This is a genomic window from Streptomyces sp. NBC_01508, assembly GCF_045040315.1.
GTDB lineage: Bacteria > Actinomycetota > Actinomycetes > Streptomycetales > Streptomycetaceae > Streptomyces.
The window spans coordinates 1,266,727-1,280,318 of the sequence record NZ_CP109419.1 but is presented as its reverse complement, the minus strand read 5'-3'; the positions used below and the strand labels follow the sequence as shown (position 1 = coordinate 1,280,318).

Annotated in this window: 10 protein-coding genes; 6 read left to right on the top strand and 4 right to left on the bottom strand. The window is 71.9% G+C overall.

The genetic code is table 11. The annotated features are described in order from the left end of the window. Positions 1-55: 55 nt before the first annotated feature. Together OG700_RS05770 and OG700_RS05765 are read right to left on the bottom strand one after the other, a co-directional pair. Positions 56-1,135, bottom strand: coding sequence for a DUF2637 domain-containing protein (locus tag OG700_RS05770; RefSeq protein WP_405609852.1), 1,080 nt, complete (start codon positions 1,133-1,135; stop codon positions 56-58). A 225-nt stretch (positions 1,136-1,360) separates the two neighbouring features. Beyond that, positions 1,361-2,212, bottom strand: coding sequence for a (2Fe-2S)-binding protein (locus OG700_RS05765; RefSeq protein ID WP_405609849.1), 852 nt, complete (start codon positions 2,210-2,212; stop codon positions 1,361-1,363). 195 nt (positions 2,213-2,407) lie between these two features. Between OG700_RS05765 and OG700_RS05760 the strand changes: the two genes are divergently transcribed. Together OG700_RS05760 and OG700_RS05755 are read left to right on the top strand one after the other, a co-directional pair. Beyond that, a complete protein-coding gene (locus tag OG700_RS05760) occupies positions 2,408-3,292 on the top strand; it encodes a GntR family transcriptional regulator (protein ID WP_405609846.1) in 885 nt (294 codons plus the stop codon). 106 nt (positions 3,293-3,398) lie between these two features. After that, complete coding sequence (locus OG700_RS05755) at positions 3,399-4,595, top strand: acyltransferase family protein (RefSeq protein WP_405609843.1); 1,197 nt, start codon at positions 3,399-3,401, stop codon at positions 4,593-4,595. A 54-nt stretch (positions 4,596-4,649) separates the two neighbouring features. Here the strand turns inward: OG700_RS05755 and OG700_RS05750 are convergent, their stop codons facing one another. Beyond that, positions 4,650-5,408: a hypothetical protein gene (locus OG700_RS05750; RefSeq protein ID WP_405609840.1), complete on the bottom strand. Its 759-nt coding sequence runs from the start codon at positions 5,406-5,408 to the stop codon at positions 4,650-4,652. Positions 5,409-5,793: 385 nt separating this feature from the next. Then, positions 5,794-7,542, bottom strand: coding sequence for a PucR family transcriptional regulator (locus OG700_RS05745; protein WP_405621479.1), 1,749 nt, complete (start codon positions 7,540-7,542; stop codon positions 5,794-5,796). Positions 7,543-7,903: 361 nt separating this feature from the next. On the opposite strand from OG700_RS05745, the gene OG700_RS05740 reads away from it, so the two are divergent. From OG700_RS05740 to OG700_RS05725, 4 genes are all read left to right on the top strand, one after another. Next, positions 7,904-8,794, top strand: a complete 891-nt coding sequence (locus OG700_RS05740) for an FAD binding domain-containing protein (RefSeq protein ID WP_405609837.1) — start codon at positions 7,904-7,906, stop codon at positions 8,792-8,794. A gap of 2 nt (positions 8,795-8,796) precedes the next feature. After that, positions 8,797-9,429: a (2Fe-2S)-binding protein gene (locus tag OG700_RS05735; protein WP_405609834.1), complete on the top strand. Its 633-nt coding sequence runs from the start codon at positions 8,797-8,799 to the stop codon at positions 9,427-9,429. A gap of 2 nt (positions 9,430-9,431) precedes the next feature. Then, entirely contained in the window at positions 9,432-11,855 is a 2,424-nt protein-coding gene (locus OG700_RS05730) for a xanthine dehydrogenase family protein molybdopterin-binding subunit (protein ID WP_405609831.1), read from the top strand. A gap of 271 nt (positions 11,856-12,126) precedes the next feature. Beyond that, positions 12,127-13,587: an NCS2 family permease gene (locus OG700_RS05725; protein ID WP_405609828.1), complete on the top strand. Its 1,461-nt coding sequence runs from the start codon at positions 12,127-12,129 to the stop codon at positions 13,585-13,587. The last annotated feature ends 5 nt before the right edge of the window (positions 13,588-13,592 follow it).

Below are 13,592 nucleotides of genomic sequence, written 5' to 3'. Positions count from 1 at the left end.
CCGATCGTCTGTGTGCCCGCGGCGTCGGCTCCACTCAGGACCGACAGGACGACACTCAGCCGAACTGCCGCTCAAGGTCCTTGAGCTTGCGCTCCAGGGAGTCGAGCCGCGGCAGCGCCTGCGTGTCGTCCTCGGCAGTCAGGTCAACGGTGCGGCCCTCGGAACCCTTCACTGCCTGAAGGGAGGGCCGGGATCGTACGGGCAACTGGTCCGGTTCGCGGAGTTCGGGTATGACAGGCTCCGGCGCGGCCGGCCCCACCGCGGGCGGTGAGTTCGTCGCGCCGCTGACGGCCGGTACGGCCGCCGTCCCCGTCACCTCGACATGGCGGCCGCGACCGCGCCCCCAGGCCCGGTGCTGCCGGTTGAGCGCCTTGATCCTCGCCCGGCCCAGCTTCTCCCGCTCACGCCGCTGGTGCCGGTTCTGCTCCTTCTGCCTGCGGTCGTCGCGTACCTCGTCGACCGCCTCGTCCAGGGTGCGTACGCCTTCGAGCAGCATCAGCGACCAGGCGCCGAACGTCTCACGGGGCGCCCGCAGCCACCGTACGATCCGGATCTGCGGCAACGGACGTGGCACCAGGCCCTGTTCGCGCAGCGCGGCACGGCGGGTCTGCTTCAGCGCCCGGTCGAAGAGCACGGCGGCCGACAGCGACATGCCGGCGAAGAACTGCGGCGCTCCCGCGTGTTCCAGACCGCGCGGCGCGTGCACCCAGTTGAACCAGGCGGCGGCACCCGCGAACGTCCACACCAGCAGCCGCGAGCCGAGCGCCGCGTCACCGTGGCTGGCCTCGCGCACGGCCAGTACGGAGCAGAACATCGCGGCCCCGTCGAGGCCGAACGGGACGAGATACTCCCAGCCGCCCGAGAGGTTGAGATTCTGCCGGCCGAAGCCGACGAGCCCGTGGAAGGAGAGCGCGGCGGCCACCGCGGCGCAGCAGAACAGCAGCACGTAGGAGGCGGTGCCGTAGACCGCTTCCTTGCGTCTGCGGCGCTCCTCGCTGCGTTCCCAGGAGTCCTCGGCCGCGGTCTTGACGCCGGCGCGCTTGCCTCGCGCGATCATTGCCACCGCCGCCAGGACCCCGACGAGCATCACGCCGCCCGGAAGCAGCCAGTTGAGCGGTATGTCGGTCAGTCGCATGCGGTGTCCCTTGCATCGCAGTGGGGCGTTTCGGGCGCCATATTGGCCGAACCGCGACCCCGCTCAGCGGGTTTCGGGACAAGAGAACGCCAACGAGGCGCAGGGCCACGCGAATAGGTGTGATCTGCTCGAACGGGCGCATGGAGAGAGCGAGTTGCGTTCGATTTCGGCCCACCCTCATGCCACCTGGACGAGTGGCATGGTCCGACGAAGGCCGCAGGAGCGTCAGTTGCTGTTCGCGGTCAGCCGGCGGACCCGGTCGGCGTCACACGTGCGCGGGCACGTCACGCAGGTGTCCTCGGGCCGCAGCGTGTAGAAGAGACAGCAGCTCGCGCGGTCCCTGGTGGGCAGCGATTCGCCGCCGGGGCCGCGCAGTTCACGGAAGCCCGCCGTACCGACGTACGGCTTCGTCGTGCCCGGCAGCAGCAGTTCCAGCTCCGCCATCGCGCGCCGCTCCTCGCCCAGCAGATGCGCGACGTACCAGAGTCCTTCGACGATCTCGTCCGTCGCCATCCCCCACAGCGCGTGGTTGCGGCGCCGCATGCGCGGCCCGAACCCGGCGAGCACCGGGCCGAGATGTTCGGCCACCGCCGACCGCACCTCCGCGCGCAGCGCCTCCTCGTCCGGTACGACCCGGGCGCCCGGCAGCGCGGCGGCCGGGTCGCCGGGCAGACAGGCGAACTCCGCGACACGGACGGCCATGCGACCCCGCGCCCGCTGGAAGGAGACGTTCTCCACGGGGACGCGCGGGACCCGGCGGCTCACGAACCACGGCACGGTGATCAGCAGACAGGCGGGCCAGGCGTAGCGGTGCAGTCCGAAGGTCGCGACGACATCCGGGCGGGCCCGCTGTCCGTAGTCGCGCAGCACCTGCGCGGCGTCCCAGGCGAGAAACGTGTCGACGGCGGGGCCGCCCGCCGCGAGGTCCCGCGCGCCGACCCAGCCGTCGTCCGCCGCCGGACGCTCACCGTCCGTCAGCTCGTCGATGCCCAGCGAGGGGAAGACCTCGGTCAGCCGCCGATAGGCATCGGCGACCGGGGAGGTGAACCGGCCGGGCAGCAGAGCGTGCGCAGACATTCCTGGGGACCACCGAATCGCGATCGATTGAAGGTGAGGCTTACCTTACCCGACACGAATGATGTGTGAACTGTCACCCTGTCCGCCTATGGTGCTCCGGGGGTCCGATTCGCGCGAGCCGGACGGGGAGGCGGCGAGGAGCCGCACACCTCCTCGTCGGACGGGACCAACCTGATGGCCGGAGGAGAACGGACGATGGAGCAGGGCGGCGCGCACGACGACGCGACCGCGCCCGCCGAGCCCCGGGCGCGGGCGGCCCGCGGCCCGCAGCCGGCGCCGTCGCCCGGCCGGACGCAGGCCGGCGGCCCCCCGCGGGTTCCGGAGCAGGCGCGCGGCGAGCACACGCACGACGCGCCCACCGCCGTGTCCGGCGACCGGCGGCGGTCCGCCTCCGCCGGCGCACGCCCGTCCGACACCACCACGTCCGCGACCTCCGCCGAGCCGGGCGTACGCCGTACGGTGCGGCGTCACTCCGTGCGCGGCCAGATCCTCGACGCGCTCCGTACCGCTCTCGTCAGCGGCGAGCTGGTCCCCGGCGAGGTCTACTCCGGTCCCGCGCTCGGCGAGCGCTTCGGAGTGTCGGCCACCCCCGTGCGCGAGGCCATGCAGCGGCTCGTACTCGAAGGCGCCGTGGAGGTCGTGCCCAACCGCGGCTTCCGGATCGCCGAGCGCACCGCCCGTGACCTCGCCGAACTGGCCGAGGTGCGGGCGCTCATCGAGGTCCCGGTGCTGCTGGGGCTGGCCCGTACCGTCGCCGCCGAGCGCTGGGCGGAACTGCGCCCGCTGGCCGAGGCGACCGCCGACGCCGCGGCGTGCGGCGATGTCGCCGGCTACGCGGACCGCGACCGCGCCTTCCACGCCGCCCTCCTCGGCCTCTCCGGCAACCGGCAGCTGGTCATGGTCGCCGACGACCTGTACAGCCGTGCGCGGTGGCCGCTCGCCGGTACGCCGAGGACGATCAGGGCCGTGCTCGTCGCCGACGCCGCCGAGCACGCCGCCCTGCTGGACGCGCTGATCGCCGGGGATCTGCCGGTCGTACGCTCGCTCGTACGGGAGCACTTCACGGGCGGCGCGGGCTGACCGCCGCCCGCCGTGCGCGGGGCCACCTCCCCGGCTTTGGCACCGCGCGTGTGTACGGGTAGCGTCACTCACTCTCCATCTTCCGGCCACCCACACCACGGGACTCATGCGCGCCAGCAGTACTCGTCAGCCGGTCCCCACCACGGACCGGGCAGGTCTGTCAGGACGGGACCGGCTGCCGTCCCTGACGGGGCTGCGGTTCTGGGCCGCGTTGATCGTGGTGCTCTACCACCTGTCACGGCAGGTCGGGGAGATCCCCGGGATCAGCGAGGCCACCTGGTACGGGCGCAGCGGCGTCACCTTCTTCTTCGTCCTGTCCGGCTTCGTACTGGCCTGGACGTACGACGGCCGGCGGGTGCCCGCCAAGGTCTTCCTGTGGCGGCGCTTCGCCCGCATCTGGCCCCTGCTGCTGGTGACGTCGGCGGCCTCCGTCGCCGTGTGGATCGCCATCGGTAAGGAGGTGTCCACGAAGGCCGTGCTCGCGACGCTGCTCATGGTGCACGCGTGGGTGCCCGACCCGCTCATCCAGAAGGGCGCGAACCCGGCGGCCTGGTCGCTCAGCGACGAGGCCTGGTTCTATCTGGTCTTCCCGCCGCTGATGCTGCTGCCGCTGATGAAGTCCGGCCGGGGCCGCCTGTGGGTCGTGGTGACGATGACCGTCGCGCTCGTGGGCGTGTGGTTCGCCAGTGCGCTGATCGAGACGGGCGCCACCCGCGTGTGGCTGCTCGACTACTTCCCGCCGACGCGCATGCTCCAGTTCGTGATCGGGGTGGCCGCCGGGCTCGCCATCAAACGCGGCTGGCGTTCACCGGTCGGGCTGCCGACGGCCATCGCCCTCGTCGCGCTCTGGCATCTGGCGCTCGTCCCGTGGCGCGAGGCCGTCCCCGACAGCCTCTGGTACAGCCCGTACAGCGCCTCCCAGTTGCTCTCCGCGCCGATCTTCGCCCTGCTGGTGTGCGGGGCTGCGCAGGCGGATCTGCGGGGCAGCCGGACGGGGCTCGGCGGGGCGTGGGCGGTACGGCTGGGGCACTGGTCGTTCGCCTGGTACCTGGTGCACGAGATCGTCATCCGCGCGCTGCTCGCCCGTTACGGCCGTACGGAGTCCCTGGCCACCACCGCGGGCTTCTGGCTGCTGGCGATGGTGATCAGTCTGGCCGTCGCCAGGCTGGCGTACCGGTGGGTGGAGCACCCGCTGGAGAGGCTGCTGCGGAAGGCGGGGCCACAGGCGGGCAAGCCGGCGCCGGCGGGCGACGCCGACCCCGCGACGTCCGGGTCGCTCACCGGGGGCGTGTCCGCGAAGTAGCGCCGTCCGCCCGCAGTAGCGCCGTCCGCCCGCGACCGGGCGGGCTCCGGAGGCTCAGGCGGCCGTGCTCGGCGCCAACTGCGCCGCCAGCCACGTCGGTACGCCGTCCAGCAGCCGGAACAGGCGTCCCGCCTCCGCGCGCAGCCGGGTCGCCTCCGGCTCCGGTTCGGCGTCGGCCAGCGCGGCGAGCGCGGGGGCCGTACCGACCAGATAGCCCAGCTCCTCACGGATCCGCAGCGACTCCCCGAAGCCGTGCCGCGCATCCGCCAACTCGCCCTCGCGCAGGGCGAGTCCGGCCAGATGGCGCCAGGTGAAGGAGAGCAGCAGCGGCTGTCCGTGCGCGGTGGCGCCCGCGTGGGCGCGCCGGTAGGCGGCGAGGGCCGACTGCGGGGAGTCCGAGAGGTGTTCGGCGATCAGTCCCCGGCGGAAGTCGAGCAGCGGCCGGCCGGGCGCCGTCGGCGTGAGCAGCGCGGCTGCCCTGCCGAGCGCGGCCCGCGCCTCGTCGGCGCGGTCGCGCACCCCGAGGACGGTGGCCGCGTACGCGAGATGGCCGCGCTCGCAGGCGGCGCCACCCCGTTCGTCGTCCTCGCGTGCGGTGGCCTCCGCGACCCGGAGCGCGTCCTCGGCCTCGGGCCACCCCTTACCCGTGAACAGGCAGCGCTCCACCAGCAGTGACGCTCGTTGGAGGGACGGTGCGGCTCCCGGATGGGGTGCGAGCAGTGCGGCTGCGTCGGTCCAACAGCCGCGCGAGCGCAACCGCCATACCGCAGTCTGGAGTGGGTCGTCACCGGTAGTGAATCCGGAACCAGACATGGCGGTATCCGCCACATTGCCCTCCCCGAGCGCGCCATTGTGCTGTTGAGTTCTCTCGCATCTCAACACGGATCGGCACGCCGGGCCAGTAGTTCAGGTGAAAAAATTCACAATGCCTTGGTCAACAAGGAGTCGACAAGGGGGCGTTCGACCCTCGGTCAGGGGCTTCGAAAGCGCACCCCGACGGCCTGGCCATGACCGCCGCCACCTGGGCTGACCAGCGAGAGTCATCCGCCGTCGGCCGGTGGGGAGTTCACCACGAGGGCGGCCGCGGACCGTTCCTCGCGGGCCAGTTGGATCTTTTCCCGACCGACACGGGTGACGGCGGTCAACATGGCACGGCGTGACGCGGGGCACGCTGTGACGCGGCGCGCCTCGCGCGCCGTCAGCTCATCCGGAGCGCGAGGAAGAAGTCCAGTTTGTCCTCCAGGCGGGACAGGTCGCGCCCCGTCAACTGCTCGATGCGCCCCACTCGGTACCGCAGTGTGTTCACATGCAGATGCAGGCGTGCCGCGCAGCGCGTCCAGGAACCGTCGCAGTCGAGGAACGCCTCAAGGGTCGGGACCAGTTCGGCCCGGTGGCGGCGGTCGTAGTCGCGCAGCGGGTCGAGCAGCCGCGCCGTGAACGCGCGCCGTACGTCGTCCGGGACGAACGGCAGCAGCAGTACGTGCGAGGCCAGTTCATGGTGCCCGGCGGCGCACACCCGGCCGGGGCGCGCCGCGGCCACCCGCCGCGCGTGCCTGGCCTCCTCCAGCGCGCCCCGCAGACCCTCCGCCGACCGCACGGCCGCGCTGACGCCCAGGGTCAGCCGGCCGTCGTCGGCGAGTCCGGCGGCCAGCGGTTCGCGTACGTCCGCCAGCAGTACGTCCGCCTTCAGGCCCGTGTCCACCGGCTCCGGATCCGTACCGTCCTCGTCGGCGGCGGGCACCGGCTCCCGGACCGGCAGCGGCACCAGCGCGATCGCCTCGCCGCCCGTGTGGGCCACCGCGATCCGGTCGGCCGACTCCATGCCCGCCGTCGCCGGATCGACCAGGATCTCCTCAAGCAGCGACTGGGCGACCGGACCCGCATCGGCTTCACCGCCACCGCCACCGCCACCGCCGCCACCGCCGCTCCCGCCCGCCCAGTCGACGCGCGCCACGACGATCTGCCAGTGCGGGGTCGTTCCGTGGCCGGGCAGCAGCACCGGCGCCGCGACCCGCAGCCGCGCCGCGATCTCGGCGGGCGGGGCACCGGTCTGGACGAGTTCCAGGATCTCCTGGGCGAGCCGGCGCCGTACCGTGAGCGCCGCGTCCCGCCGGTCCCGCTCGACCGCGATCAGCTGGGTCACGCCCTGGAGCAGATCCAGCCTCGCCGCACCCCACTCACCGGCGTCCGCCCGCACGGCCAGCAGCCACCGCGACAGGACGCTCTCGCGTACGTCCCCACCCGTGCCGTCCACGCCGCCCGCCGCCGCCGCGCCACGTCCGAGATCGCGCACCGGGAACAGCGAGTACGTCGTCCCGCCCACGGCCACCCGGTGCGGCGCCCGCCGCCCGGCCCGCGTCGCCGCCAGATGCTCCGCCGCCAGCGCCGCGCCCGCCGCGCGGGGCAGCGGCTCGCCCGCGCCGGCGATCCGCCGCCCGGTGGGGGAGAGCACCCACGCCCGCAGGTCGAGGTCCGAGCCCAGGAGGTCCAGGACGACCTCCGGCCCGCCGCCGGCCGGGCCGGACGTCATCAGCCTGCGGTGCCGGTCGACGACGGCGGCCAGGTCCCCGGCGCGCTCGCCGGACACCTGCCGCACCACGTACTCGGTGATCGCCGCGAACGCCACGGACTCGTTCACCGCGAAGAGCGGCAGCCGGTGCCGCAGGCACGCCCCGACCAGGTCGTCCGGGATGTCGCCCAGCTCGGCCTCGCCGGCGGCCAGCGCCGCCACCCCGGCGCCCGCGAGGAGCCGTACGAAGGGCTCGGAGTCCTGGGGCGTACGCCGCCACGCCAGGCCGGTCAGGACCAGCTCGCCGCCCGACAGATAGCGGCTCGGGTCCCGCAGATCGGTGGTCATCACGCCGCGTACGGTCCGGTCCAGCTCGTCCTCGCCGCCGAGGAGCCGCAGGCCCAGCGCGTCGGTGTCAAGCAGTGCGCGCAGCCGCATCTCGTCGCCGCCGATCTCTGTGGTCGTCCTGGTGAGCGGGTGTTCCGCGGGCGTTCGCCGCCTCGCCATTTGTTCGAATCTACAAGACCCGGAAGCCGCCCAGTCAACTCCTTCATGGTTTCGGTGACTGCACCGGACGGAGCACGGCCGGTGTACTTGGGCCACACAGCGTTAACAGCTAGTGAATATCCGCATGAGACAAAGCAGGAGCAAAGCGGACAAGGCATGCAAGGTAGACGACCAGGTACAGGCCAGAGACAGGCGGAGAAGCGGAGAGCCAGACACAGCCAGACAAGCAGTCGAGACTCCGGCCGTCCCCGGGCTCCAGTGAACGACCGATCACGAATGAAGAGAGCCACGTATGGACTTCCTTCGCCCCGCAGGCTGGGAGGAGGCGCTCGCCGCCAAGGCCGAGCACCCCACCGCCGTCCCCCTCGCGGGTGGTACCGATGTCATGGTCGAGATCAACTTCGACCACCGGCGCCCCGAGTACCTCATGGACCTCAACCGCATCGGCGAACTGAGCGAATGGGCGGTCGGCGAGGAACACGTCCGGCTGGGCGCCTCCGTCCCGTACACCCGGATCATGGAGCACCTGCGGGCCGAGCTGCCCGGACTCGCGCTCGCCTCGCACACCGTCGGCTCGCCCCAGATCCGCAACCGGGGCTCTGTCGGCGGCAACCTCGGCGCCGCGTCGCCCGCCGGTGACGCGCACCCCGCGCTGCTGTCCGCGGGCGCCGAGGTGGAGGTGGAGTCGGTACGCGGCGTCCGCCGCATTCCCGTCGAGGAGTTCTACACCGGCGTGAAGCGCAACGCGCTGGCCCCGGACGAGCTGATCAGGTCCGTCCTCATCAAGAAGGCGTCCGGGCCGCAGCAGTTCTCCAAGGTCGGCACGCGCAACGCGATGGTCATCGCGGTCTGCGCGTTCGGCATCGCCCTGCACCCCGACACCCGCACCGTGCAGACCGGCATCGGCTCCGCCGCGCCGACCCCGCTGCGGGCCCGCGCCGCCGAGGACTTCCTCAACGCGGCGCTGGAGGAGGGCGGCTTCTGGGAGAACGGCAAGGTCATCACCCCGTCGATCGCCAAGCAGTTCGCCACCCTCGCGTCCGGTGCCTGCAACCCGATCGACGACGTGCGCGGCACCGCGAAGTACCGCCGCCACGCGGTGGGCATCATGGCCCGCCGCACGCTCGGCTGGACCTGGGAGCAGTACCGGGCCACCGGCACCACGCTTGAAGGAGCTGCGTAACGATGCGTGTGAACTTCACGGTCAACGGCCGTCCCCAGGAGGCCGACGACGTCTGGGAGGGCGAGTCCCTGCTCTACGTCCTGCGCGAGCGCATGGGGCTGCCCGGTTCGAAGAACGCCTGCGAACAGGGCGAGTGCGGCTCCTGTACGGTCCGGCTCGACGGCCTGCCCGTCTGCGCCTGTCTGGTCGCCGCCGGCCAGGTCGAGGGCCGCGACGTGGTTACCGTCGAGGGCCTGGCGGACTACGCCAACCAGCGGGCGGAGCACGGCAGCTGCGGCGCGCCAGGTACGCAGGGCGCGCAGGGGACGCCCGCCGCCCCCGCCACCTCCGGCGCCTCCGGCATCTCGCTCGACGAGGCCCGGCGGTGGGGCGCCGAAGGCACCGACTCGCAGACCGGCGAAGGGGGCCAACTCGCCCCCATCCAGCAGGCGTTCATCGACGCCGGCGCCGTCCAGTGCGGCTTCTGCACCCCCGGTCTGCTGGTCGCGGCCGATGAGATGCTGGAGCGCAACCCCTCGCCGTCCGACGCGGACATCCGCGAGGCACTGTCCGGCAACCTGTGCCGCTGCACCGGCTACGAGAAGATCCTCGACGCGGTCCGCCTCGCCGCCGCCCGGCAGTCGGAGGCGGTCTGACCATGGCGACAACCAACGCGACAACCAACGCGACAACCAAGGCCGCAACCACCGGAACGCCCACCGACATCACGCAGGGCTCCAAGACGAAGGGCGGCGTCGGCGAGTCCACGCTCCGCCCCGACGGCACCCTCAAGGTCACCGGCGAGTTCGCGTACTCCTCCGACATGTGGCACGAGGACATGCTCTGGGGCCACACCCTGCGCAGCACCGTCGCGCACGCCGAGATCAGGTCGATCGACACCGCCGAGGCGCTGGCCACCCCCGGCGTCTACGCGGTCCTCACCTACGACGACCTGCCGACCGCCGTGAAGCGGTACGGCCTTGAGTGCCAGGACACCCCCGTCCTCGCCCACGGCAAGGTCCGCCACCACGGCGAACCGGTCGCGATCGTCGCCGCCGACCACCCCGAGACCGCGCGCCGCGCCGCCGCCAGGATCCGGATCGACTACGCCGACCTGCCGGTCGTCACCGACGAGGCGTCCGCGACGGCCGAGGACGCGCCGCTGGTCCACGAGCACCGCGACGACCACCACGCGGAGCACGTCTCGCACCCGAACATCGTGCACCGCCAGCCCATCGTGCGCGGCGACGCCGACGAGGCGGCCAAGCGCGCCGACGTCATCGTCTCCGGCGAGTACGTCTTCGGCATGCAGGACCAGGCGTTCCTCGGCCCGGAGTCCGGCCTCGCCGTGCCGGGCGAGGACGGCGGCGTCGACCTGTACATCGCCACGCAGTGGCTGCACTCGGACCTGCGCCAGATCGCGCCCGTACTCGGCCTGCCCGAGGACAAGGTCCGGATGACGCTCTCCGGCGTCGGCGGCGCCTTCGGCGGCCGTGAGGACCTGTCGATGCAGATCCACGCGTGCCTCCTCGCGCTCCGCACCGGTAAACCCGTCAAGATCGTCTACAACCGGTTCGAGTCCTTCTTCGGGCACGTCCACCGCCACCCGGCGAAGCTCTGGTACGAGCACGGGGCCACCAAGGACGGCAAGCTGACCCATCTGAAGTGCCGGATCGTGCTGGACGGCGGCGCGTACGCCTCCGCCTCCCCGGCCGTCGTCGGCAACGCCTCGTCCCTCTCCGTCGGCCCCTACGTGGTCGAGGACGTCGACATCGAGGCCCTGGCGCTCTACACCAACAACCCGCCCTGCGGCGCGATGCGCGGCTTCGGAGCCGTACAGGCGTGCTTCGCCTACGAGGCGCAGATGGACAAGCTCGCCGCGAAGCTCGGCATGGACCCGGTGGAGTTCCGCCGTATCAACGCCATGGAGCAGGGCGCGCTCCTGCCCACCGGCCAGCGCGTCGACTCACCCGCGCCCGTCGCCGAGTTGCTGCGCCGCGTCAAGGCGCGTCCGCTGCCGCCCGAGCGGCAGTGGCTGACGGCGGGCGAGGCGGCCGACGTACGGGCGCTGCCCGGCGGGCTGTCCAACACCACGCACGGCGAAGGCGTCGTACGGGGCGTGGGCTACGCGGTCGGCATCAAGAACGTCGGCTTCTCCGAGGGCTTCGACGACTACTCCACCGCCCGGGTGCGGATGGAGGTCATCAACGGCGAGCCCGTCGCCACCGTGCACACCGCGATGGCGGAGGTCGGCCAGGGCGGCGTCACCGTCCACGCGCAGATCGCCCGTACCGAACTGGGCGTCGCGCAGGTGACGATCCAGCCGGCCGACACCCGGGTGGGATCCGCCGGTTCGACCTCCGCGTCCCGTCAGACGTACGTCACGGGCGGCGCGGTCAAGAACACCTGCGAGCACGTCCGCGAGAAGGTGCTTCAGATCGGCCGCGTCAAGTTCGGCACGTACCACCCGGCGTGGGCCACGGCCGAGTTGCTGCTCGAAAGCGGCAAGGTCGTCACCGACGGCGGCGAGGTGCTGGCCGATCTGGTGGACGTCCTTCAGGGCGAGTCGGTCGATCTCGAACTTGAGTGGCGGCACCGCCCCACCGAGGCGTTCGACCTGCGTACGGGGCAGGGCAACGGCCATGTCCAGTACTCGTTCGCCGCGCACCGCGCGGTGGTCGAGGTCGATACGGAGCTGGGCCTGGTCAAGGTGGTCGAGCTGGCCGTGGCGCAGGACGTCGGCAAGGCGCTCAACCCGCTGTCCGTCATCGGCCAGATCCAGGGTGGTACCACCCAGGGCCTGGGCGTGGCGGTCATGGAGGAGATCATCGTCGACCCCAGGACCGCGAAGGTGCGCAACCCGTCCTTCACGGACTATCTGATTCCCACCATCCTCGACACGCCGACCATCCCCGTCGACGTGCTCGAACTGGCCGACGAGCACGCCCCGTACGGGCTGCGTGGCGTCGGCGAGGCCCCGACCCTGTCGTCAACTCCGGCCGTACTCGCGGCGATCCGCGCCGCGACGGGTCTGGAGCTGAACAGGACGCCGGTCCGGCCGGAGCATCTGACGGGCACCTGACGGGCACCTGACCGGCATCTGGCCGGACGCTCCGGGCGGTACGTACGCCGACCGCCCGGAGCCCCCCGACCGCCGCACCGCTCGCGGCAGTACGGCAGTACGGCAGTACGGCAGTACGGCACCACTTCACCACCTCACCACCGCAACACCCTTGCAAGACAACCCAGTTCGCCTCGGGCCGTCCCCCGGGTCGTGCAGCCCACGCACCATCCCAAATCCCGCATCTGAAGTCTCCTCGCGGGTGCCCCTGTGAACCTTGGGAGTAGGCACCATGACCCAGCAGTCCGTGGAGCCCGGGACCACCGCCGAGGACGCCGGCTCAGGATCGCGTCCCCCGGCCGGAAGATCCTGGCTCGACCGTTATTTCCATATATCCCAGCGCGGATCCACCGTCGCGCGTGAGGTGCGCGGCGGCGTCACGACCTTCATGGCCATGGCGTACATCCTGCTGCTCAACCCGCTCATCCTCAGCGGCGAGGACGCCGCGGAGAATGTGCTCAGCCGGCCCGCGCTGATCACCGCCACCGTCGTCGCCGCGGCCGTCACCACGCTGCTGATGGGCTTCGTCGGCAAGGTGCCGCTGGCGCTGGCCGCCGGTCTCTCCGTCTCCGGCGTCATCTCCACCCAGGTCGCGCCCCACATGACGTGGCCGCAGGCCATGGGCATGTGCGTGATGTACGGCGTCGTGATCATGCTCCTGGTCGTCACCGGCCTGCGCGAGATGATCATGAACGCGATCCCGCTCGCGCTCAAACACGCCATCACCATGGGCATCGGCACCTTCATCGCGCTGATCGGACTGGTCAAGGCGGGCTTCGTGCACGCCTCGCAGGGCGGCGGACCCGTCACCCTGGGCCCGGCCGGCGAGCTGGCCGGCTGGCCCGTCCTGATCTTCGCCGTCACCCTGCTGCTGATCTTCATGCTCCAGGCGCGTGACGTGCCCGGTGCGATCCTGGTCGGCATCGTCGCCGGCACGGTCGTGGCCGCCGTACTGAACGCCGCCGGCGTCATCGGCGCCAAGGCGTGGGCGAGCGGACCGCCCGAACTGACCGGCGGCGCCGTCGCCATGCCGGACTTCTCGCTCTTCGGGGACGTCGAGTTCGGCGGCTGGGGCGAGGTCGGCGCGATGACCGTCGGCATGATCGTCTTCACGCTCGTACTGGCCGGCTTCTTCGACGCCATGGCCACCATCATCGGCGTCGGTACGGAGGCAAAACTGGCCGACGGCAAGGGCCGGATGCCCGGCCTGTCCAAGGCGCTGTTCATCGACGGCGCGGGCGGGGTCATCGGCGGTGTCGCGGGCGGCTCCGGCCAGACCGTGTTCGTGGAGTCCGCGACCGGGGTCGGCGAGGGGGCCCGTACGGGCTTCGCCTCCGTCGTCACCGGCCTCTTCTTCGCCGCGTGCCTGTTCTTCAGCCCGATCACCCAGATCGTCCCCGGCGAGGTCGCGGCGGCGGCCCTGGTGGTCATCGGCGCGATGATGATGCAGAACGCCAAACACGTGGACTGGAGCGACCGCGCCGTCGCCGTCCCGGTCTTCCTGACCGTGATGATCATGCCGTTCACCTACCAGATCACCGCCGGGGTCGCCGCCGGCGTCATCTCCTACGTCGCCATCAAGATCGCCGAGGGCAAGGCCCGAGAGATCGGCGCGTTCATGTGGGGGCTGACCGTGATCTTCGTGGTCTTCTTCGCGCTCCACCCGATCGAGGGCTGGCTCGGCGTGAACTGACGCAG

Coding starts and splice junctions, on each gene's coding strand:
- OG700_RS05735 (WP_405609834.1), top strand. CDS start 8,797: ATGCGTGTGAACTTCACGGTCAACGGCCGTCCCCAGGAGGCCGACGAC.
- OG700_RS05725 (WP_405609828.1), top strand. CDS start 12,127: ATGACCCAGCAGTCCGTGGAGCCCGGGACCACCGCCGAGGACGCCGGC.
- OG700_RS05740 (WP_405609837.1), top strand. CDS start 7,904: ATGGACTTCCTTCGCCCCGCAGGCTGGGAGGAGGCGCTCGCCGCCAAG.
- OG700_RS05770 (WP_405609852.1), bottom strand. CDS start 1,135: ATGCGACTGACCGACATACCGCTCAACTGGCTGCTTCCGGGCGGCGTG.
- OG700_RS05750 (WP_405609840.1), bottom strand. CDS start 5,408: ATGTCTGGTTCCGGATTCACTACCGGTGACGACCCACTCCAGACTGCG.
- OG700_RS05730 (WP_405609831.1), top strand. CDS start 9,432: ATGGCGACAACCAACGCGACAACCAACGCGACAACCAAGGCCGCAACC.
- OG700_RS05765 (WP_405609849.1), bottom strand. CDS start 2,212: ATGTCTGCGCACGCTCTGCTGCCCGGCCGGTTCACCTCCCCGGTCGCC.
- OG700_RS05745 (WP_405621479.1), bottom strand. CDS start 7,542: ATGCGGCTGCGCGCACTGCTTGACACCGACGCGCTGGGCCTGCGGCTC.
- OG700_RS05760 (WP_405609846.1), top strand. CDS start 2,408: ATGGAGCAGGGCGGCGCGCACGACGACGCGACCGCGCCCGCCGAGCCC.
- OG700_RS05755 (WP_405609843.1), top strand. CDS start 3,399: ATGCGCGCCAGCAGTACTCGTCAGCCGGTCCCCACCACGGACCGGGCA.